The organism is Saccharothrix sp. NPDC042600 (assembly GCF_040647305.1).
GTDB lineage: Bacteria > Actinomycetota > Actinomycetes > Mycobacteriales > Pseudonocardiaceae > Actinosynnema > Actinosynnema mutabilis.
Genome location: NZ_JBEZBW010000004.1, coordinates 72380 through 93527 on the forward strand (window position 1 = coordinate 72380; position 21148 = coordinate 93527).

The following is a 21148-nucleotide window of genomic DNA, read 5'->3' on the forward strand; positions in this document are numbered from 1 at the left end:
CCTCACAGCGAACGGGCCAGTGCCAGGCCCGCCGCACGCCCCGAGAACACGCACCCGCCCAGGAACGTCCCCTCCAGAGCGTTGTACCCGTGCACGCCACCGCCGCCGAACCCGGCGACCTCACCGGCCGCGTACAGCCCCGGCAGCACCGACCCGTCCGCGCGCACCACCTGCGAGTCCAGGTTCGTCTCCAACCCGCCCAACGTCTTGCGGGTCAGGATGTTCAGCCGCACCGCGATCAACGGGCCGTGGGCCGGGTCCAGGATGCGGTGTGGTTTGGCCACGCGCGTGATCCGGTCGCCCAGGTACCGCCGCGCGTGTTCGACGGCCGCCAGTTGCAGGTCCTTGCCGTACTTGTTGCCCAGCTCCCGGTCGCGCGCCACGATCTGGCGCTCCAAGTCGTCGTGGTCGATCTTCGGGCCGCGGGCGATCTTGTTCATGCCGTCGACCAGTTCGCGCAGCGTCCGCGCGACCACGAAGTCCACGCCGTGCTGCTTGAACGCCTCCACCGGGCCGGGCGCGCCCTTGGCCAGCCGGCTCTTCAACGCCAGCTTCACGTCCTTGCTCGTGATGTCGGGGTTCTGCTCCGACCCCGACAGCGCGAACTCCTTCTCGATGATCGTCTGCGTCAGCACCAGCCACGAGTAGTCGTGCCCGTCGGCCAGGATCGCCTTCAGCGTCCCGTTCGTGTCGAAGCTCGGGTAGTTCGGGGCCGGCAGGCGCTTGCCCGCCGCGTCGAACCACAGCGACGACGGACCGGCCAGGATGCGGATCGCGTGGTCGGGCCAGATCGGGTCCCAGTTGACGATGCCCTCGGTGTAGTTCCACATCCGGTCGCGGTTGACCACGTTCGCGCCGGCCGTCTCGCTGATGCCCAGCATCCGGCCGTCCACGTGCGCGGGCACGCCGGAGATCAGCGTCTCCGGGCACTTGCCCAACCGCTCGGTGGGCCAGTACTTCCGGATGATGTCGTGGTTGTGCCCGACGCCGCCGGACGCGACGACCACGGCCGCCGCCCGGTGCTCGAACTCGCCCACGACCTCCCGTGAGGACGCCTTGCCGCGCTCCAGGTCGTCACACGGCTCCAGCACGGCCCCGCGCACGCCGACCACGGCCCCGTCCTCGACGATCAGCTCGTCCACGCGGTGGCGGAAGCCGAACTCCACCAAGCCGCGCTTCTCCGCCCCCAGCACGGGCTCGGCGAACACCCGCACCACCTCCGGACCGGTGCCCCAGGTCAGGTGGAAGCGGGGCACGGAGTTGCCGTGGCCGTCGGCCTTGCCGTCGCCGCGCTCGGCCCACCCGACCATGGGCAGCACGCGCAACCCCAGGTCGTGCAGGTACTGGCGCTTGCCGCCGGCGGCCCACTCGACGTAGGCCTGCGCCCACCGCCGCGGCCAGTGGTCCTCGCGCTCGCGGTCGAACGCCGCGCTGCCCAGCCAGTCCTGCATGGCCAGCTCGTAGCTGTCCTTGACGCCCAGCCTGCGCTGCTCGGGCGAGTCGACCAGGAACAGCCCGCCCAGCGACCAGAAGGCCTGCCCGCCGAGGTTGTTGCGGTTCTCCTGGTCCAGCACCAGGACCTTCCTGCCCGCCTTGGCCAGCTCGTGCGTGGCGACCAGGCCGGCCAGTCCGGAACCGACGACGATGACGTCCGGGTTCATGCGTCCCCTCCCGGGGTGGTGTAGGCGAGCACGACAGCTTCGAACAGGTCCAGCCGGCGGCGGCGCGCCGCGGGGTCGTCCGGCTCGACCAGGCACTGCACGGTGGTCCCGTCGTGCACGGCGACCAGCGCGAGCGCCAGCGCCCGCGGGTCGGCGACCGCGCGCCCGACCCGCCGCAGGAAGGACACCAGGACCGGGGTGAGGGTGCCGGCGATCGCGTCCTCCCGCTGGGCGACCACCTCGCGCAGGCCCGGCGTGCGCAGGGCGTGCGCGGTGAACTCGGCGGTCACGCGGTACCAGGCGTCGTCCACGCCCACCGCCGCGTCGACCAGTTCCACCAGGTCGCGGGCGGTGCGCACGTCGGTGGTGTCGGCCGCCGCCAGCGCCGCCCGCAGGTCCTCCAGCAGCGCCCGCGACCGCTCCGCCCACATGGCCAGGAACAGCTCGTCCAGCGAGGCGAAGTTGGAGTAGAACGCGCCGCGGGTGAACCCGGCCCGCTCGCAGACCTGCTCGACGCTGGCCCGGCCGAAGCCCTCGGCGGCGAACACCGCCAGCGCGGCCTCGTGCAGGCGGCGCAGCGTCTCGGCCCGGCGGCGGGTGGGCGGCATGCGAACCTCACTCTCGATACACCAATGTATCGGGTACACCGCTGTATCGGAAGTGGTCAGAGCCAGCCGCGTTCCTTCGCGAGCATCCCGGCCTGGAAGCGGGTCGCCGCGCCCAGGCGCGCCATCAGGTCGGCGACGTGGGTGCGGTACTTGCGCAGCGACACGTTGACCGCCCGCGCCGCGACCTCGTCCTTGTCGTACTCGGCCAGGCTGCGCAGCACCTGGCGTTCGATCGTGGTCAGCGGCACGTCCAGCTCCCGCGCCCGCGACCAGGTGCCCTCGAAGGCCTCCACCAGCGTCGCCACGATCCCCGGCTGCCGCACCTCCAGCGCGCCGGCCTGCCCGTCGGCCGGGTCCAGCTGCACGAACGCCACCGCCCGGTCGATGATCAGCACCTGGCGGCGGTACTCGTCGCTGATCCGGTGGTGGTCGCCGGCGGCGTGCTGGCGGCGGGCGTAGTCGTGCTGGGCCGGGTCGTCCAGGGACGCCGATGGCACCAGCGTCCGGCACCGCAGGCCCGCCGCCAGCCGGCGGTGGAACGCGCGGACCGCCTTGTCGTCGGCCCGCGCGCGGCTCATCGGGCGCGTTTTCATGTTCATCGTCTCGGTGCACGTGGACGCCAGCTGCCACACCCGGTTGTTGACGGTGTCCGCGCCCTCGATGCGTTCCACCAGCTCCACCGGCCGGCCCCGGGTCTGCTCCTCGACCAGGTCGCGCACCACCACCCACGCCGAGCTGAGGTTGTGCAGCTCGCGCGAGGTCTCCTCGACCCGGCGGCGGATCAGGCGGTCCACCGCCACCGCGGGCGGGACGGGGGTGTGGGTGGCGTCCACCACCTCCAGCTCGTGCAGCTCGGCCAGGACCGCGGGCACGTCGAGGCCGTCGAGGTCGGTGGGCGCCCGGCCCGGTGACCGCAGCAGGTGCCGGTACACCCGTTCCTGGTCGGCCGTCAGCCCCAGGCTTGTCAGGTTCAACGCGCGCGACCCTCCTTTTCGTTGCCTGCAACAAGCTGCAGCGAACGTGCAGGTTGTTGGACTTCAGCCGCAATGATCTTCCGGCGATCCTCGCACGGACAACCGGGTTCGCAGAGGGGGAGACCGTGAGCGACAGGGCGGAGATCGTCGAGGTGTGCACGCGGATGGCCGTGCACGCCGACCGGCGGGAGTGGGACGAGCTGGCCGAGGTCTTCGCGCCCTCGGTGACCCTTGACTACACCAGCCTCAACGGGGGTGAGCCGGGCGTGCTCACCCCGGCGGAGATCGTGGCCGCGTGGTCGGGTTTCCTGGGCGCGTTCGACGCCACCCAGCACCTGGTGACCAACCACCTGGTGACCGCCGCCGGGGACAGCGCGGTGTGCACGGCGTCCTTCCAGGCCACGCACGTGCTGGCCAACCGGTTCGGCTCGCCGCTGTGGACGTTGGGCGGGGACTACGAGTTCCACCTGGTGCGCGTCGAGGGCTCCTGGCGGATCGCGGGCGTGGTCATGACCGTGGTCTGGGCCGACGGCAACAAGGACCTGCTCGCGCTGGCCGCCGCCGGGGGCGCGTCGTGACCATCGTGGAGCGCGTCGTCTTCGACAGCGACGGCGAGGAGTTGACCGGCAACCTGTACCTGCCGGAGTTCCGCGCGCCCGCCGTGGTCGTGGCCGGGACGTGGACCAGTGTCAAGGAGCTGATGGCCGACCGGTACGCGCGCCGCCTGGCCGACCGCGGCATCGCCGCGCTGTCCTTCGACTTCACCGGCTTCGGCGAGTCCACCGGCGAGCCGCGCGACGTGGAGGACCCGGCGGGCAAGATCAAGGACATCCGCGACGCGCTGACGTTCCTGTCCGGACACCCGGAGGTGATGGGCGACCGGCTGGGAGCGCTGGGCGTGTGCGCGGCGGCGATGTACATGGCGGGCGTCGCGGTGGAGGACCCGCGGGTGCGGTCGTTGGCGCTGGTCGCGCCGTGGCTGCACGACGCCGCGATCTGCGAGGAGGCGTACGGCGGTGCCGAGGGCGTGGCGGCACGGACCGAGGCCGGGCACCAGGCGCGGGCCCGGTTCGAGGCGACCGGCGAGGTCGAGTACGTGCCGGTGGTGAGCGGGACCGATCCCCGGGCCGCGATGCCGATGGAGATCGACTTCTACCTCAACCCCGAGCGCGGCGGCATCCCGGAGTGGCCCAACCGGTTCGCGGTGATGGCGTGGCCGGGCTGGCTGGGCTACGACTCGATCGCCCTCGCGCCGCGGGTGTCCGCGCCGACGATCATGGTCCACAGCGAACAGGCGGCCATCCCCGACGGCGCGCGGCGCTTCTACGCCGGGCTGCCCGGCCACAAGGCGCTGGTGTGGACCGAGGGCACGCAGTTCGACTTCTACGACTGGGAGCCGAACGTGACCATGTCGGCGGCTGCCGCCGCCGCGCACTTCCGGGAGACGCTGTGACCGTGCTGGTGACCGGCGCGACCGGCAACGTGGGCTCGGAGGTCGTGCGCGCGCTGGTGGCGCTCGGGGTCGAGGTGCGGGCGCTGGTGCGGTCGCCGACGCCGTTGGACGTGCCGCAGGTGGTCGGCGACCTGAACGACCCGGCGTCGCTGTCGTTCTTCGGCGTGGAGTCGCTGTTCCTGCTGCCCGGCTACCGGGACATGCCGGGCATCCTGGCCAAGGCCGTGGACGCGGGCGTGCGCCGGGTGGTGCTGCTGTCCAGCCCGGCGGTGACCGCGTCGGACACCGCGAACGCCGTGTCGCGGTACATGATCCGGTCCGAGGAGGCGGTGTTCGCGTCCGGTCTGGAGTGGACCGTGTTGCGGCCCAACGGTTTCATGTCCAACACCCTGCGCTGGCTGCCGCAGTTGGCCGCCGGGAACGTGGTGCGCGACGCGTTCGGCGGCGTGCCGGTGGCGATGATCAACCCGTACGACATCGGCGAGGTGGCGGCGCGGGCGTTGACGTCCGACTTCGCCGGGCAGGTGCTGGCGCTGAGCGGTCCGGAGAAGCTGTTGCCCGGCGACCGGGTGCGGGTGCTGGGCGAGGTGCTGGGCCGCAACCTGTCCTTCGTGGCGTTGCCGGACGAGGTGGCGCGGGCGGAGATGTCGGCGGCGATGCCCGCGGAGTACGTGCACGCGTTCTTCAGCTTCTACAGCGACGGCACCCTGGACGAGTCCCGCGTGCACCCGACGGTCCAGGACGTGACGGGCCGCCCGCCGCGCGACTTCGGCACGTGGGCGCGGGCGCACGCGGCGGAGTTCGCGACGGCGTGACGGGGACGCCCTTCTCCGGCTCGCTCCGCGGAGTCGGAGAAGGGTTCGTTCAGGGGAACGCGAATGCCCGCCGAACTCTGGGAAGCTCGCGGCCATGCAGCCACCGCCGGGTGCCACGGGTTCACTCATCGGACCAGCGGACGCGTTCGACGTCCCCGTCTTCGTCCGTCGATCCGCACCGCTCAGCCCGAGCGTGCGGCCCAGGCCCAACGCGGTCGCCAGCGCGTCCAGGCCCTGGCCGACGCCCTCGGACGTGCCACCGTCCGGGGCCTACCGGGTGGCCACGACCTGGCGCGACGTCATCGACGCGGCGATGTCCGTCGGTCGGGACGTGACGACGTGGCTGACGGCGACCCCCGTTCTGGCGTGGGCGGAGATCGTCGCACGGAGGGCTCCGCTGTCGGCTTACCTCGGCCGCACTTCGCGCCCAGCTTGGGGGAGCACGGGCTTCGTCGTGGAGCCGAACGTCGTGTACACGGACGGGACCGAAGCGACGGCCAAGACCGCCTTCGGCTACCGCATGGGCATGACCATGGCGGAGTGGGCGTGTCGCGGCTTGTTGGGCCTCGGTCCGACCACTCATGCCGAGTCGCTGACACCCGTTGACGCTGGTCCCGCTTGGTCCACCGCCTCCGGGCTGCCGGACCTCGTCGGTTATCACCCGGCGACCGGTGACTTGACGTGGCTGGTCGAAGCCAAAGGCAGTCGGAGACTGGGCCAGCCGATGCTCGCGAACGGTGTCGAGCAACTGTGCCGCCAGGGCCTCATGGTGGGTCCCCACATGAGAGTGCTGTGCGGCACCAGTCTTGAGGACAGGCTCTTCATGATCATCGACGTCGAAGAGGTGTCCGGTACGCCCCGGGACGACTGGTCGACCGACGACGGCCTGCTTCCACTCGCGCGGTCACGCATGCTCCTGTACCTCGCGTTGAGGGCCATGCCGACAGAGTCGCTCACCGTGCTGCCGGTCGGCTCCGGTGTCGCGGAGCAGCGCGGACGCCGGGGCGGACTTGGAACGGTCGCGCTGTTGGAGGACGATCCCGCGACTGAGGAAGCACGCCGAGAGGCGCGGTCTCGGCCAGGGCGCAGGGGCGTTCGGCAGTCCGACATGCTCACGGCGCAGGTTCCCGGCACCGATCTGGTCATCGGCATGTCGCGCCGCCTCTATGGCGCTTGCGCGAGCCTCGCGCGGGTAGAGGCGGAGCTTGTTTCCGAGGTCAACGTCCGGCAACCACCTCCGCGACCCGATGCAGGCGAGAACGAGATCGAGGACGTTTCCCAACGACGACTGCACCACCTGCACGTCTTCGAGCGCGAGCGCCGGTCGTCCGCTGCCGCCGAGACCCAGCAGGGTTACTACAGAGGCGCGGAGTCGGAGTGGGACGACTTGGTCGGGAGCGAACCGAGGTTCAGCGCCGAACCGGTCTCCGGGTACCTGGAGGCGGCCACCGAGGACATCTACCTCGCGGTCGACGATCGGTCCATCACCGGAGTTCAGCGGTAGCCCACGCAGGCGACGATCGCCGCCATGTGATCGGCTCAGCCGGTCAGGGCTTCGCGCACGCGCGTGATCACCGCGTGTTCGCCCTCGCCCACGAACCCGTCGGCCGTGGCGACCTCGCGGCAGACGGACAGGACCGCCTCCGGGAACGTCCGCGCGTCCGCCGGGGACTTCGCGGACAGGATCTCCGTCGACCGGCGCAGCGCCGTCAGGACGCCCGCCTCCACGTCGGCCACCGTGCCCTCCGGCAGCACCGGGTGGTCGGCGGACAGGACCTCGCGCAGGGCCGGCGAGAACGTGGCCAGCGCGCGGATGCCGGCGTGGCTCTCCTGGTCCAGCGCGCCCGGTTCGGCGGTGGAGACCAGGACCATCGCGCCGAACACGGCCGTGCGCAGGGTGCGGGCTTCGGTGTCGGTGTAGATCACCCGGTCAGCCTAGAGAGCAATGACTGCGATCTTCAGTAACTGCTACTCGAAGTTACACATATTTGGTATGGTCACCGAAACCCGGCGCACGGCAGGAGGCGACGATGCACGTCCTGGCACACGAGGCACCACCGGCGGGTGGGGCGGAGTTCTGGCAGGTCCTGGTCGCGGCGGGGATGGCGGCCGTGGTGTTCGTGCCGGTGCTGCTGTTCGCGGTCAAGGAGCGGGCCGGGCGGCCCAACGCGGTCGGGCGGCTCGCCGACCGGGCCGCACAGCGAACCGGCCTGCCGCGCTGGGCCGCGCTGCCGATGGGGCTCGCCGGGCTGTCCGGGTTCGCGGCGCTGGTCGGGGTCTACTGGGACGTCCCGATCCACATGGAGCTGGGCCGCGACGAGGGGCCGCTGGCCAACCCGTCGCACTTCCCGATCTACTTCGGCCTGATGGGCATCCTGGCCAGCGGCCTGGTCAGCGCGGCCCTGGCCAAGGACCCGCTGCCGACGCGGACCCTGCGGATCACCAAGGACTGGCGCGTGCCGATGGGCAGCGTGCAGATGACGGCCACCGGGCTGGTGGGCGTGGCCGGGTTCCCGCTGGACGACGTGTGGCACCGGCTGTTCGGGCAGGACGTCACCGAGTGGGGTCCCACGCACATCCTCATGATCGGCGGCGGCGTCGGCGTCGTGATCGGGCTCCAACTCCTGCTGGCCGAGGCACGCCAGGTCGGCGCGCACGGCCGGCTGGTGCGGCTGCTCGGGCCGGTGCTGGCGGGCGCGTGGCTGATGGGCGCGTCGACGTTCCTGATGGAGTTCGACCTGGGCGTGCCGCAGTTCCCGATGCTCGCGCAGGTGGTGCTGGTCGGGCTGGTCGGGGCGTGGACGCTGACCGTCGGGCGGCTGTCGTGGGGGCCGGGCGGGACGCTCATCGTGCTCGCGGTGCTGCTGGGCAGCCGGGTGCTGTACTCGGCGATCCCCGCGGTGGCCGACCTGCACGTGGCGGTGCCGCTGCCGTACCTGGCCGAGGCCATCATCGTGGAAGCGGCGGCGCTGTTCGTCACGAGGTGGCGGTTCGCGCTGGTCGCCGGGGTCGGGGCGGGCACGGTCGGCATGCTCGGCGAGGCCGCGCTGTCGCAGACCCTGATGCCCAACCCGTGGCCGTCGCACCAACTGGTCTGGTACGTCGCCTACGGCACGGCGGCGGCGGTGGCGGGCGCGCTGATCGGCGTGTGGCAGCACGAACGCGTCGAGGAGGTCGCCGACCGGTCCGAGAGCGCCGGTCCGCGCCACCTGCCCGGCCTGGTCGGCGCGCTGGCGGCGGTCGGCCTGATGGCGGCGGTCGCGGTGCCGCAGGACCCGGAGCCGACGAGCGGGACGCTCACGCTGGCCGAGGCCGGCGCCGGCTTCGAGGTGTCCAACCCGAACAGCGACGCCACGCCGAAGTGGGTGCACGCGACGGTCCGCCTGGAACGCCCGGTGGACAACCCGGTGTGGCTCAACGGTTTCGCGTGGCAGGGTGGCGACTTCGCCACGACCCCGCTGGAGGAGGTCGGCGACGGCGTCTACCGCACCGCCCAGCCGCTGCCGGTCTACGGCCAGTGGAAGTCCGGCGTCCGCCTGCACACCCCCGACGGCGTGATGGCGATCCTGCCCATCTACGCCCCCGCCGACCCGGCCGCCGGTGCCGCCGCCATCGAGGCGCGCGACGGGGCACGGGCGTTCATGGCCGAAATCGACTTCCTGCAGCGCGAACGCAAGAGCGACACGCCGGCCGTGCTGTGGGTCGTCGCGTACGTGATCGTGGGCCTGATCTTCGCCGGCATGTGGATCCTGTTCGCCTGGCTCTACGCCAACGCGTCCCGGGTCCGGGGCCTGCACCGGGCGGTCTGACGACCGGCGGGGGGGGGGGGGGGCCCCCCCCCCCCCCCGGGGGGGGGGGGGGGGTGGGGGCCGGGGGGGGGGGCCCCGCCGGGGGGGGTCTCCCCCGGGGGGGGGGGCGGGGGCCCCCCCCCCCCCCGCCGGAGGTCAGGACAGCTTGACGATCTGGGCCGCGACCTCGACCGGGGCCTCCAGCGGCAGCATGTGGCCGGCGTCCTCGACCACGATCGACTCGCCGCCCACCGCCTCGGCCAACGCCCGCGCGTTGTACTCGCCGACCAGCCGGTCCTCGTCGCCCACGATCGCGATCACCGGCTTCTCCGCCGCCACCGTCAGCGCCGCCTCGCGGTCGTAGCGGTCCACGGCCGGGCGGAACAGCGCGATCGTCTCCGGCCAGTGCGCCCACACCATGTCCGCCGTGAGGTCCACGTCCTCGGCGCGCGGTTCGTCGCCGAACAGCCACCACCGCAGGCCCGCGGTCTTCGCCGGCTCGATGCGCTCGCGCACCGCCCGCACGATCGGCCCGAACGCGCGTTCCAGCTCCCGCACCAGCTTGCCCAGCGCCTTGGGCCACGCCAGCGAGGTCTCCGACAGGCCGCTGGCCGCCGTGGACACGAACACCAGCCCCGCCACGCGCTGCTTGTAGAGCCGGGGCCGCCGTTCGGCCATGGCCATCGCCGCCATGCCGCCCATCGAGTGGCCCGCGATCACCACCTGACCGGTGGGGACGAGGCGTTCGATCAGCTCGCCGAGGTCGTCACCGAGCTGCTCGATGGTCGCGGTCTCCCGGGTGGCCGGGCCGGACGCGCCGTGGCCGCGGTGGTCGTAGGCGATCACCGCCACCGACTCCGGCAGCTCCGCGACCACCCGGTGCCAACTGCGGTGGTCCAACGCGTAGCCGTGCGCGAGCACCACGGTCACCTCGGCGTCGGGCGTGCCGCTGCGCACCAGGTTCAGCTCGGTGCCGTCTTCCAGCCGCAACCGCTCGGTCGCCATACCGCCGTCCTTTCGTCGTCGGACCTCACCCGGATCAACGACGAGCCGAACGGAACGTCACGGTTCCGCCGCGAAGGTCCCCGTCCGGGCGGGACCAAAGACCCCAATCCGGCGGAACCGCTAACGGGCCGTGAGCACCACCCGAAACACGGACCAACAGATGAATCGTCAACGACCGGACGGACGCGCCCGCGTGACCCGTTCGGCGGAGCCCTCGACCGGAACCGGTGCACCCATGAACCCGACCTCACGGCGAGGACTCGTCGTCGTCGCGGCGCTGGCGCTGCTCGCCCCGCCCGTCGCGCAGGCCACCACCTTCGGCTCACCGGCCGCCGCCTACACCGCGGGTGGCATCTCGGCCGGCGGCCTCTACTACGCCAAGTCCGGCAGCACCCTCACGCTCACCGTGAAGACCGACGACCGCGCCCGATGCGTGCAGGTCACCGGCCTGACCACGCAGACCTCGCCGACCGCCAAGACCACCTGGACCTTCACCCGCCCCGCCGGCTCCGGCGCGGACGGCGTGCGCACCGCGACCGTCACCATCGGCGAGAACGTCAACACCAACGGCGTGTGCACCGTCCGCACCGCCACCACCGGCGTCTCCCACGTGCTCGACAACACCGGCCCCACGGCCACCGCGTCCCTCGACCCCGCCGCCAACGCGGCCGGCTGGCACCGGGACGCCGTCGCCCTGACCTGGACCGCCGACGACGGCGGGGGAGTGGGCGGCGGCACCGTCACGCCCCCGTCCACCGTCACCGACGACACCGCCGGCACCACGATCACCGGCACCGCCACCGACGCCCTGGGCAACACCGGCCCGACCGCCTCCGTCGTGGTCCGCCGCGACACCGGCGCGCCCGCGATCAGCGCCGCCACCACCCCGCCCGCCAACGCCCACGGCTGGCGCGACGGCCCGGTCACCGTCACCTTCACCTGCGCGGACCCGTTGTCGCACATCGCGTCCTGCCACGCCGACGGCACCACCTCCGCCGCCCGCACGCTCACCACCGAGGGCGCGGACCAGTCCGTCACCGGCACCGCCACCGACAACGCCGGCAACACGACGACCACCACCGCCGGCGGCATCGCCATCGACACCACCCCGCCCACCATCACCGGCTCGCACACCGCGACCGGGTGGACCAACCAGCCGGTCACCGTCACGTTCACCTGCGCCGACCCGCTGTCCGGCGTGGACACCTGCGCCGCCCCGGTCGTCCTGGACGGCGAGGGCGCGGACCAGTCCGCCACCGGCACCGCCACGGACAAGGCCGGCAACACCGCCACCACCACGCACGGCGGCATCGACATCGACCGCACCGCACCCGTCACCACCGCCACCGCGCCCGGCACGTGGACCAACACCGACGTCACCGTGGGGCTGACCGCGCACGACGCCCTGTCCGGCGTCCGCGAGACCCGCTACACCGTCAACGGCGGCCCGGAGAACACCGGCACCAGCGTCCCGTTCACCGCCGAAGGCACGCACACGCTGACCTACTGGAGCATCGACCACGCCGGCAACGCCGAGACCGCGCGCACGGTCACCGTGGACATCGACAAGACCCCGCCGTCGATCACCCACACCATGACCCCCGACGCCAACGCCAACGGCTGGCACGCCGGGACCGTCACCGTCGCGTTCACCTGCGCCGACACCGGCTCCGGCGTCGCGAGCTGCGGCCCGGACCGGACCGTCACCGCCGAGGGCGCGAACCAGGCCGCCGACGGCGCCGCCACCGACCACGCCGGCAACTCCGCCACCGACCCGGTCCGCGTCAACCTCGACCGCACCGCGCCGACCATCAGCGCCGAGCCCGCCACCGCCCCGAACGCCCACGGCTGGCACCGCGAGGACGTCACCGTCACCTACACGTGCGCCGACGCGCTGTCCGGTGTGGACACCTGCCCGTCGCCGACCGTCCTGGGCGAAGGCGCGGACTCCGCGTCCGGCACCGCCGCGGACGCGGCCGGCAACACCGCCACCACCACCCTGACCGTGAACATCGACAAGACCGGCCCCACGCTCACCGGCACCCCCTCGACCACCGCGTGGAGCACCGACGACGTCACCGTCACCTGGACCTGCGCCGACACCGCCTCGGGCGTGCTCGACGCCCCCGCGCCCAGCACGGTGACCGGCGAGGGCGCGAACCTCGCCGCCACCGCCACCTGCACCGACAAGGCCGGCAACACCACCACCGCGACCACCGGCGGCATCCGCATCGACCGCGCCGCCCCCGCCACGCAGGCCGCGCCCGTCGCCGCCGGCTGGCACGCCGACCGCGTGGACGTGACCCTGAACGCGGCCGACGCCCTGTCCGGCATCGCCCAGACCCACTACCGCGTGGACGACGGCCCCGCCCAGCCCTACACGGGCACGTTCGCCTTCACCACGGGTGGCAAGCACACCATCGCGTACTGGAGCACCGACGCGGCCGGCAACACCGAGGACCCGCGCGCCCTGGCCGTGTGGATCGACGACGCCGACCCGACCGTGACCGCCGACCACCCGGCCGCCAACGCCCACGGCTGGCACAACGCGCCCGTCACCGTGACGTTCACCTGCGACGACACCCAGTCCGGCGTGGCCGGGTGCGCCGACCCGGTGGAGGTCGGCGAAGGCGCGGACCAGTCCGCCACCGGCCACGCGGTCGACGGCGTCGGCAAGTCCGCCACCACGACCGTCACCGGCCTGGACATCGACCTCACCCCGCCCACGCTGACCCCGTCGCCGACCGCCGGCTGGCACCGCTCGGACGTCACCGTCGGGTGGACCGCGTCCGACGGCCTGTCGGGCATCGACTCGGCCCCGGCCGACAGCGTGATCACCGGCGAGGGCCGGTCGCTGTCCGCGGGCCCGGTGACCGCGAGGGACAAGGCGGGCAACGAGAGCGCCCCCGCGTCGGTGACCGGCGTGATGATCGACCGCACCGCCCCCGTCGTCGCCGGCACCACGCTCACCGCGCCCAACGCGGCCGGCTGGTTCCGCGACGAGGTCGTCGTCGACTTCGCCTGCACCGACCCCGACCTGGCCGACGGGACGGCCGGTTCGGGCGTCGCGACCTGCCCGACCAGCCGCGTGCTGCGCGGGGACGGCGTGGACCAGTCGGTGACCGCCGACCCGGCCGCGGACGTCGCCGGCAACACCGGCGCCCCGGTCACGTTCGGCGGCGTGGACATCGACGGCACCCCGCCCACCACCACCGCCGACAACCCGTGCACGGGCTGGTGCACCGGCTCCACCGCCACGGTCGTCCTGACCGCGTCCGACGCCCTGTCCGGCGTCACCGAGATCTACTACCGCATCGACGGCGGCCCCGAGCAGACCGCCGCGGGCGCCACCACGACGGTCGCCGTCCCCCTCGACGGCACCGGCTCCGGCACCATCAGCTACTGGTCGGTCGATGCGGCCGGCAACGCGGAAAGCCCCAACACCGCCGCCCTGAAGTGGGACAACATCGCTCCCGCGATCACCCACACCCTCACGCCGGCCCCCAACGCCGACGACTGGAACAACAGCGACGTCACCGTCACCTTCACCGCGCGCGACGACGACGCCGGCTCCGGCATCGACCCGTCCACCCTCACCCCGCCCACGGTCGTGTCCACGGAGACCGCCGGCACCACCATCACCGGCACCGCCCGCGACCTGGCCGGCAACACCGGCACCGACACGGTCACCGTCCGCCTGGACAAGACCCCGCCCACCATCACCGCCGAGCTGGTCGGCGGCCCGAAGCCCTGGCACACCACCCCGGTGACCATCCGCTTCACCTGCACCGACAACGGCTCCGGCATCCCGGCCACGGCGTGCCCCGACGACGTGGTCCTGTCCACCGACGGCGCCGCTCAATCCGCCACCGCCTCGGTCACCGACCGGGCCGGCAACACGGCTCAGGCCTCGCTCACCGGCATCAACATCGACCAGTCGGCCCCGACCATCACCGGCACCTCCGTCACCGACGGCGCGATCTACGACTTCACCGCCCCCGCCCCCGCGTGCACCGCCACCGACGCGGTCTCCGGCATCGACACCTGCGCCGTCACCGTCCAGCCCGGGGCCGAGGGGGTCCACACCTTCACCGCGACGGCCCGCGACCAGGCCGGCAACACCACCACCCGCACCGGCAAGTACCAGGTCCGGCGCTACCGGTTCAGCGGCTACCTGCAACCCGTCAACGACCCGGCGAACCCGGTGAGCGTGTTCAAGGCGGGCAGCACGGTGCCCGTGAAGTTCCAGCTGTTCGACGCCGCCGGCACGCCGGTCCAGGCGGCCACCCCGCCGACCTGGCTGACCCCGGTCCGCGGCGGCGCGACAACGACCCCGGTCAACGAGTCCGCGGGCACCGAAACGCCGACCGGCGGCACGTTCCGCTGGGACGAGACAGCCCGCCACCACATCTACACCTGGCAGACCAAGGGCCTCACGCCCGGCTACCACTACAAGATCGGCGTGAAGCTGGACGACGGCCAGACCAAGTACGTCACGGTGGGCCTGAAGTAGTCCCCAACGCCCGGACCCGCCGATCCAACAACCAGGCGAACCCCTCGGGATCGCCGACGACCATCTGGATCACCCGCCCCTCGGCCCGCACGGCGACCACAGGTCCGCCGGGCGGGCCGTCGGCGTGGGCGACCCAAACGCCCTGGACGTCGCGCAACGCCACCCGCCCGCCATGCAGGTCAGCCCCGGTCCCCACCCGCCACCACAACCACCGGCCGTCAACACCGGCGGTCGCCAACACCGGCTTCCAGACCCCCAACCCACGCACAGCCCGAGCCCGACTGCGCATCACCAAGGAGGTCCCCGCGACAGCCCCGTTGGCGGCGTCGAACAACACCTCATGCGCCCGCAAGACCAACAAAACGCCCAACACCCCGGCCACAACCGGCGGCACCCCCAACAAGGCCCGCCCGGTCACCCCCACAACCCCCACCACCTGCACCACCGCACCGAGCGCGACCACCCAGCCCCCGCCGGCCCTGACGAACCCCCGAGCGGCGAAGAACCCCACCGGCAGGAGGCACCCGACGACCAACACCCCCCACCACCCGGCGTTCCGGGTCCCACCCACCGCGGCGGTCACCGCACTCTCGACCGGCGGCCCCAGGAACCCGGCGAGGAGCAGCGGAAACACCCGCCGCCACCGCCCGCGGAACTCGGCGAGGACGGCGGCGTGGGCAACGAACGGCAAGCCCACAACCCACCTCCCGACCCCTCCACGAGACCACGGCCGGCCCTTCCGCGCGCGCCGAAACCGTCGTCCCCCCGTGAGACGATCGAACCGGGGGCCGGAGGCCACACCCCCTCACGCGGCTCGTCCACCCCGCCGCTGTTCGCGCGCCAGCCGGTCTCACCCCCACAACGCCGTCGGCCGCCGCACGCCCCGGCACCCCGGACCGCACGGCGGCCGACCCGTCGGTTCAGCTGTTCCGCAAGAACCGGTCCAACACCCGCACCCCGAACTGCAACGCGTCCACCGGCACCCGCTCGTCCACCCCGTGGAACAGCCCGGAGAAATCGAGATCCGCCGGCAGCTTCAACGGCGCGAACCCGAAGTTCCGAATCCCCAACTGCTGGAACGACTTGGCATCCGTCCCCCCGGACAGCATGTAAGGCAACACCCGCGCGCCCGGGTCCTCCGCCGTGATGGACGCCGTCATCGCGTCCACCAACGCCCCGTCGAAGGTCGTCTCCACCGGCGGCAGCCCGATCCACTCGCGCTCCACGTCCGGCCCCAGCAACTCGGCCACCTCGCGGTCGAACGCCTCCTCCCGCCCCGGCAGGATCCGGCAGTCCACAGTGGCCTCGGCGACCGACGGGATCACGTTCGCCTTGTACCCCGCGTTCAACATGGTGGGGTTGGCCGTGTCCCGCAACGTCGCCCCGATCATCCGGGACAACGCCCCCAGCTTCCCGACCGCGCCTTCGACGTCGTCGTCCGGGAACTCCAACCCGGTGATCTCCGAAACCCCGTCCAGGAACTCCCGCACCGACGGCGTGATCACCACCGGGAACCGGTGCTGCCCCAGCTTCGTCACCGCCGCCGCCAGCTTCGCCACCGCGTTGTCCCGGTGGATCATCGACCCGTGCCCGGCGGTCCCGCGCACCCGCAGCTTCAGCCACCGGATGCCCTTCTCCGCGGTCTCCACGAGGTAGGCCCGCACGTCGTCCTTCAACGTGATCGAGAACCCGCCCACCTCGGAGATCGCCTCGGTGACCCCCTCGAACAGCTCGGGCCGGTTGTCGACCAGCCACTTCGCCCCGAACAACCCGCCGGCCTCCTCATCGGCCAGGAAGGCGAACACGATGTCCCGAGGCGGCACCACACCATCACGCTTGAACCGACGAGCCACCGCCAGCGACATGGCGACCATGTCCTTCATGTCGACGGCCCCGCGCCCCCACACGTACCCGTCCTGCACCGCGCCCGAGAACGGGTGCACCGACCACTCCGACGGGTCCGCCGGCACCACGTCCAGGTGCCCGTGCACCAGCAGCGCCCCGCGCGACGGGTCGGCCCCGGCCAACCGCGCGACGACGTTCCCGCGCCCCTTGGCGCCGGACTCCACGTAGGTCGTCTCGTACCCGACCTCTTCGAGCTTCCCGGCGACCCACTCGGCCGCCTTCCGTTCCCCGACGAGCGTCGTGGGATCCCCGGTGTTGGTGGTGTCGATCCTGATCAGCTCGCTGGCGAGGCCGACGACCTCGTCCTGCGCCACCCGGAGGCCTTCTTCGACGTTGCTCACCCCGCCTTCCTACCACTCCGGCCCGACCCGCCTTGCGCCCGCGTTGCGGGGGAGGACCATGGGAGGTGTCCCCGAACGAAGGTGGCCCGCGATGCCGGACGACTTCTTCCGCTTCGGCAACAACCCCCTGGAGGACCTCGTCGGCAAGCTGTTCGCCGGCCTGGGGGGCGCGCCCGTCTCGCAGACCCGCCGGGCGGAGCGGTTCGGGCGTGACCTGACCGCCTCCGCGCGCGAAGGGGCGTTGGACCCGGTGGTGGGCCGCGACGACGTCATCGACGAAGTGGTCGAGGTGTTGTCGCGGCGCACCAAGAACAACCCCGTCCTGCTCGGCGACCCCGGCGTGGGCAAGACCGCGATCGTGGAGGGCATCGCCACCCGCATGGCCACCGGCCACGTCCCGCCCACCCTGGCCGGCCGCCGCCTGATCTCGATCGACCTGGCCGCCATGGTCGCCGGCTCCAAGTACCGCGGCGAGTTCGAGGAACGCCTCCAAGGCGTGATGGACGAGGTCGCCGCCACCAACCGCATGATCGTGCTCTTCATCGACGAACTGCACACCGTCGTGGGCGCGGGCAGCGCCGAGGGCGCGGTCATGGACGCCGCCAACATCCTCAAACCCGCCCTCACCACCGGCCGCCTGCAACTCATCGGGGCCACCACGGTCGAGGAGTACCAACGCCACATCGCCAAGGACGCCGCCCTGGAACGCCGCTTCCAACCCGTCCTGGTGGACGAGCCGTCACCCACCCAGGCGATCACCATCCTCACCGCCCTGCGCGCCCGCTACGAACGCCACCACGCCGTCCGCATCACCGACGAAGCCGTCCGCGCGGCGGTGGAACTGTCCGCCCGCTACGTCACCGACCGCTTCCTCCCCGACAAGGCCATCGACCTGATGGACCGCGCCGGCGCCCGCGTCCGCCTGCGCCAGAAGACCCCGCCCCCGGACCTGGACGCCCTGGAGGACCGCGTCCGACGCCTCCGCGAGGACGACCCCGACCAACGCCTGCCCGAAGCGGAAGCCGAGCTGGCCGCCGCCCGAGCCGCCCTCGCCGACGCCCCCCGGGTGGACGCCGACGACATCGCCGAGGTCGTGTCCCGCAGCACCGGCATCCCGGTCACCCAGCTCACCGAGTCCGAACGCCACCGCCTGCTCACCCTCGAAGACCAGCTCCACCGCCGGATCATCGGCCAGGACGAGGCCGTGGAAGCGGTGGCCGACGCCGTGCGCCTGGGCCGTGCGGGCCTGAAGCACCCCGACCGCCCCACCGGCTCGTTCCTCTTCCTCGGCCCCACCGGCGTCGGCAAGACCGAGGTGGCCAGAGCCCTCGCGGAGGCCCTCTACGGCTCGCCGGACCGCCTGATCCGCTTCGACATGTCCGAATACGCCCAACAGCACGTGGTCCCCGCCCTCACCAGCGCGGCCCGCCGCACCCCGTACTCGGTGGTCCTGCTGGACGAGATCGACAAGGCCCACCCCGAAGTCCTCAACACCCTGCTCCAACTCCTGGACACCGGCCGCCTCACCGACACCCACGGCCGGACCACGGACTTCGCCAACACGGTCGTCATCATGACCAGCAACACCGGCCCGGAGCACGTCCTGCACTTCCGCCCGGAGTTCCTCAACCGCCTGGACGAAACCATCCTCTTCCGCGCCCTGGACGCCGACGACCTGCGCCGGATCACGAAACTCCTCCTCAACGACACCCGCGACCGCCTGGCCGCGCAGAACATCACCCTGGACGTCACCGAAGAGGCCGTCACCTGGCTGGCGGCCACCAACTACACCCCAGACCACGGCGCCCGCCCCCTGCGCCGCACCATCGCCAAGGAGTTGGACCGCCGCCTCTCCCGAGCCCTGCTCACCGGCGACCTGCGCCCAGGCCACCACGTCTCCGTGACCGTGCAAAACTCCGAACCGGTCCTGACCATCACCGGTCGGGCGGGCGAGGAGGAGTCGAAGTGATCGTGGTCGGCGTGGACGGTTCGCAGGAGGCGCAGGCGGCGGCGCGGTGGGCGGTCGCGGAGGGGAAGCGGCGCGGGCTGCCGGTGCGCCTCGTGCACGCCTACCGGGTCCCGCCGATCGGGTTCCCCGTGTCGTTGCTGCCCGCCGAGGACGTGCGCGCGGAGTACGAGGAGCAGGGCCGGCGGATCCTGGCCGAGGTCGCGCACGCGGGGGAGACCCGCCTGGTCGAGGCCGGGACGGTGGACGCGCTGGTGGCGGAGTCCCGGCAGGCGGAGTTGGTCGTGGTCGGCGCGCGCGGGGCGGGCGGGTTCGAGGGATTGCGGGCCGGTTCGGTCGCGACGGCGGTGGCGGCGCACGGCAGTTGCCCGGTAGTCGTCGTTCGCGGCCACGAGCGCACGACCGGCCCGGTGGTGGTCGGTGTGGACGGCGCGCCGGCCGGTGAGGCGGCGATCGGTTTCGCGTTCGAGGCGGCTTCCACCAGGGGCGCGGCGCTACGCGCGGTCCACGTGCCGTCGCCGCTGGTAGTAGCCGGTCCCGACGCCGCGCCGCGACTGGCGTTCGACCGGGACGTCCTGGACCGGGAGGGTGAGCGCCTGCTGGCCCAGCGCCTGGCCGGGTGGCAGGAGCAGTACCCCGACGTCACCGTCGAACGCCGCGTCGTCCACGAAACCCCGGCCCAAGCCCTGCTAGACCACGCCGAAGACGCGCAACTGCTGGTCGTGGGCAGCCACGGCCACGGCGGCTTCGTCGGAATGCTACTCGGCTCGATCGGGCAGGCGATGATCCTGCACGCGCCCTGCCCGGTGGCCGTAGTGCGCCCTTCGGAAGGGCGATAAGTCCTCGGCGGGGCGGCGATCAGCGTGATCAACTGACGACGGAAGCGGTCACACTAGTCCGCCGCCCCAAGGCCGACCACGTGGCCCATCCAAAGATCCGCAACAACCTAACGAAGCCGCCCACCCTGGGTTCCCAACACCGCGGGCGCAGCACCCGTCACCGGTTCAGTAACAGCGTTATACGCGCTTGGAAAACGATGGTCAGCGCATCAGTCACTCCAAAGGGAGTCTTCACCCTAAACGTTCCAATATAAGCGCACGGTAACGAATGGCGATCATCAAATGGACGCCGCACCCATGCACCTTCTCGCCCCAACCTGGAACGCCGAGGTGCCCACCCCACCCCAACGCTCAACCCTGAACCCCTGCCCCCGCCGCGCCCCCGGCCGACGCCACGCCAAGTCAAGCCCCTGAGCAGCGACAACCCGGGCAACCCTCGTGACAGGTACCCCGATTTGGACCATGAAAGACGATCATGTAACCTATGACCACACCACGGCGAGAGCCGAGTCCGGGTGGCGGAATGGCAGACGCGCTAGCTTGAGGTGCTAGTCCCCGCAAGGGGGTGGGGGTTCAAGTCCCCCCTCGGACACAAAATGAGCTGATATCTCAGCCTCACCCCCAGTGATCTTCGCAGGTCACTGGGGGTTTTGTGTGTCAACATGAGATAACTTCAGCGCCTAGATGATCTTCTTTTCGGCGCGTGTTCAAGGCGACACTCTAACACCGCCGCTGCATAGTCGCTGGTCAGCGCGTTGTGTGGTGAGTGTCTACTGTGGACATTGATGACCTGTCGGCGCGCGCCCAGAAAAATCGCCAGCCGCTCATTACCGTCAGTAACGGACGTATCGTGCGGCTCGGCATGCGGCACAGACCGGACGGCGGAGCATGCTCCAGGCATCGCCCCGCAGAACCGGGCCGTGCCGGAAGTCAGACTTCGTCGTCCGTAGGCCGGAACAGTTCGAACGGCTCCACCTGCAAGGCGTCCGCCAAGACGAACACACGGTCGAGACTCGGCGAATGACGGCCGTTCTCGATGCGGTTGATCGTCTTGCGGTCGAACCCGCTCGCCTCCGCCAGTTGCTCCTGCGTCAGATCGCGTCCCAAACGCAGTGAAGCGAGGCGGTGCCCGAAGCGCGCACGGTAGTCCGCGAGGCGCGGATGAACCGGGGACGCTGGCACGGGGGCAACGTTGGTACGTTTGGCCGTGCGAGTCCGTACCAACACTGGTACAACATGCGGCACCGGAATCCGGACCGACGACGTTCACGCTGGTCAGC

The 21148-nt window shown here is 72.0% G+C and carries 16 protein-coding genes and 1 tRNA gene; 9 read left to right on the forward strand and 8 right to left on the reverse strand.

All coding sequences use genetic code 11. The features are described from left to right. Positions 1-2: 2 nt before the first annotated feature. From AB0A74_RS05025 to AB0A74_RS05035, 3 genes are read right to left on the reverse strand one after another with little or no spacing between them, the layout of a single operon-like run. Entirely contained in the window at positions 3-1661 is a 1659-nt protein-coding gene (locus AB0A74_RS05025) for an FAD-binding dehydrogenase (protein ID WP_358247582.1), read from the reverse strand. After that, positions 1658-2269 carry a TetR/AcrR family transcriptional regulator gene (locus AB0A74_RS05030; protein WP_358247583.1) on the reverse strand — a complete coding sequence of 204 codons (612 nt, stop codon included), beginning with the start codon at positions 2267-2269 and terminating at the stop codon, positions 1658-1660. The genes AB0A74_RS05025 and AB0A74_RS05030 overlap by 4 nt, the downstream gene beginning before the upstream one ends. Before the next feature lie 56 nt (positions 2270-2325). Beyond that, complete coding sequence (locus AB0A74_RS05035) at positions 2326-3243, reverse strand: hypothetical protein (RefSeq protein WP_358247584.1); 918 nt, start codon at positions 3241-3243, stop codon at positions 2326-2328. A 125-nt stretch (positions 3244-3368) separates the two neighbouring features. Between AB0A74_RS05035 and AB0A74_RS05040 the strand changes: the two genes are divergently transcribed. From AB0A74_RS05040 to AB0A74_RS05055, 4 genes are all read left to right on the forward strand, one after another. Next, on the forward strand, positions 3369-3821 hold the full coding sequence (locus AB0A74_RS05040; RefSeq protein ID WP_358247585.1) for a nuclear transport factor 2 family protein: 453 nt from the start codon (positions 3369-3371) through the stop codon (positions 3819-3821). After that, positions 3818-4696, forward strand: coding sequence for an alpha/beta fold hydrolase (locus AB0A74_RS05045; protein WP_358247586.1), 879 nt, complete (start codon positions 3818-3820; stop codon positions 4694-4696). Before AB0A74_RS05040 ends, AB0A74_RS05045 begins: the two co-directional genes overlap by 4 nt. Next, complete coding sequence (locus AB0A74_RS05050) at positions 4693-5511, forward strand: NAD(P)H-binding protein (protein WP_358247587.1); 819 nt, start codon at positions 4693-4695, stop codon at positions 5509-5511. The genes AB0A74_RS05045 and AB0A74_RS05050 overlap by 4 nt, the downstream gene beginning before the upstream one ends. 277 nt (positions 5512-5788) lie before the next feature. Continuing rightward, positions 5789-7015 (forward strand): hypothetical protein, encoded by a 1227-nt coding sequence (locus AB0A74_RS05055; RefSeq protein WP_358247588.1) that lies wholly within the window; start codon positions 5789-5791, stop codon positions 7013-7015. A gap of 35 nt (positions 7016-7050) precedes the next feature. Here AB0A74_RS05055 and AB0A74_RS05060 read toward each other — a convergent pair whose 3' ends face one another. Beyond that, complete coding sequence (locus tag AB0A74_RS05060) at positions 7051-7437, reverse strand: hypothetical protein (RefSeq protein WP_358247589.1); 387 nt, start codon at positions 7435-7437, stop codon at positions 7051-7053. Between the two features lie 104 nt (positions 7438-7541). On the opposite strand from AB0A74_RS05060, the gene AB0A74_RS05065 reads away from it, so the two are divergent. After that, complete coding sequence (locus tag AB0A74_RS05065; protein WP_358247590.1) at positions 7542-9320, forward strand: hypothetical protein; 1779 nt, start codon at positions 7542-7544, stop codon at positions 9318-9320. Between the two features lie 135 nt (positions 9321-9455). Here AB0A74_RS05065 and AB0A74_RS05070 read toward each other — a convergent pair whose 3' ends face one another. Then, positions 9456-10304, reverse strand: coding sequence for an alpha/beta hydrolase (locus AB0A74_RS05070; protein ID WP_358247591.1), 849 nt, complete (start codon positions 10302-10304; stop codon positions 9456-9458). Positions 10305-10539: 235 nt separating this feature from the next. Between AB0A74_RS05070 and AB0A74_RS05075 the strand changes: the two genes are divergently transcribed. Further along, positions 10540-14817, forward strand: coding sequence for a PxKF domain-containing protein (locus AB0A74_RS05075; RefSeq protein WP_358247592.1), 4278 nt, complete (start codon positions 10540-10542; stop codon positions 14815-14817). Here the strand turns inward: AB0A74_RS05075 and AB0A74_RS05080 are convergent. Beyond that, positions 14798-15508: a hypothetical protein gene (locus AB0A74_RS05080; RefSeq protein WP_358247593.1), complete on the reverse strand. Its 711-nt coding sequence runs from the start codon at positions 15506-15508 to the stop codon at positions 14798-14800. The two genes, AB0A74_RS05075 and AB0A74_RS05080, sit on opposite strands and share 20 nt — an antisense overlap. A gap of 229 nt (positions 15509-15737) precedes the next feature. Then, complete coding sequence (locus tag AB0A74_RS05085) at positions 15738-17063, reverse strand: M20/M25/M40 family metallo-hydrolase (RefSeq protein ID WP_358247594.1); 1326 nt, start codon at positions 17061-17063, stop codon at positions 15738-15740. Positions 17064-17154: 91 nt separating this feature from the next. On the opposite strand from AB0A74_RS05085, the gene AB0A74_RS05090 reads away from it, so the two are divergent. From AB0A74_RS05090 to AB0A74_RS05100, 3 genes are all read left to right on the forward strand, one after another. Beyond that, on the forward strand, positions 17155-19032 hold the full coding sequence (locus tag AB0A74_RS05090; protein ID WP_358247595.1) for an ATP-dependent Clp protease ATP-binding subunit: 1878 nt from the start codon (positions 17155-17157) through the stop codon (positions 19030-19032). Beyond that, positions 19029-19868, forward strand: a complete 840-nt coding sequence (locus AB0A74_RS05095; protein WP_358247596.1) for a universal stress protein — start codon at positions 19029-19031, stop codon at positions 19866-19868. Before AB0A74_RS05090 ends, AB0A74_RS05095 begins: the two co-directional genes overlap by 4 nt. 509 nt (positions 19869-20377) lie before the next feature. After that, positions 20378-20460 (forward strand) — tRNA-Leu (locus AB0A74_RS05100). A 338-nt stretch (positions 20461-20798) separates the two neighbouring features. Here the strand turns inward: AB0A74_RS05100 and AB0A74_RS05105 are convergent. Continuing rightward, positions 20799-21050 carry a helix-turn-helix transcriptional regulator gene (locus AB0A74_RS05105; RefSeq protein ID WP_358247597.1) on the reverse strand — a complete coding sequence of 84 codons (252 nt, stop codon included), beginning with the start codon at positions 21048-21050 and terminating at the stop codon, positions 20799-20801. Positions 21051-21148: the final 98 nt, after the last annotated feature.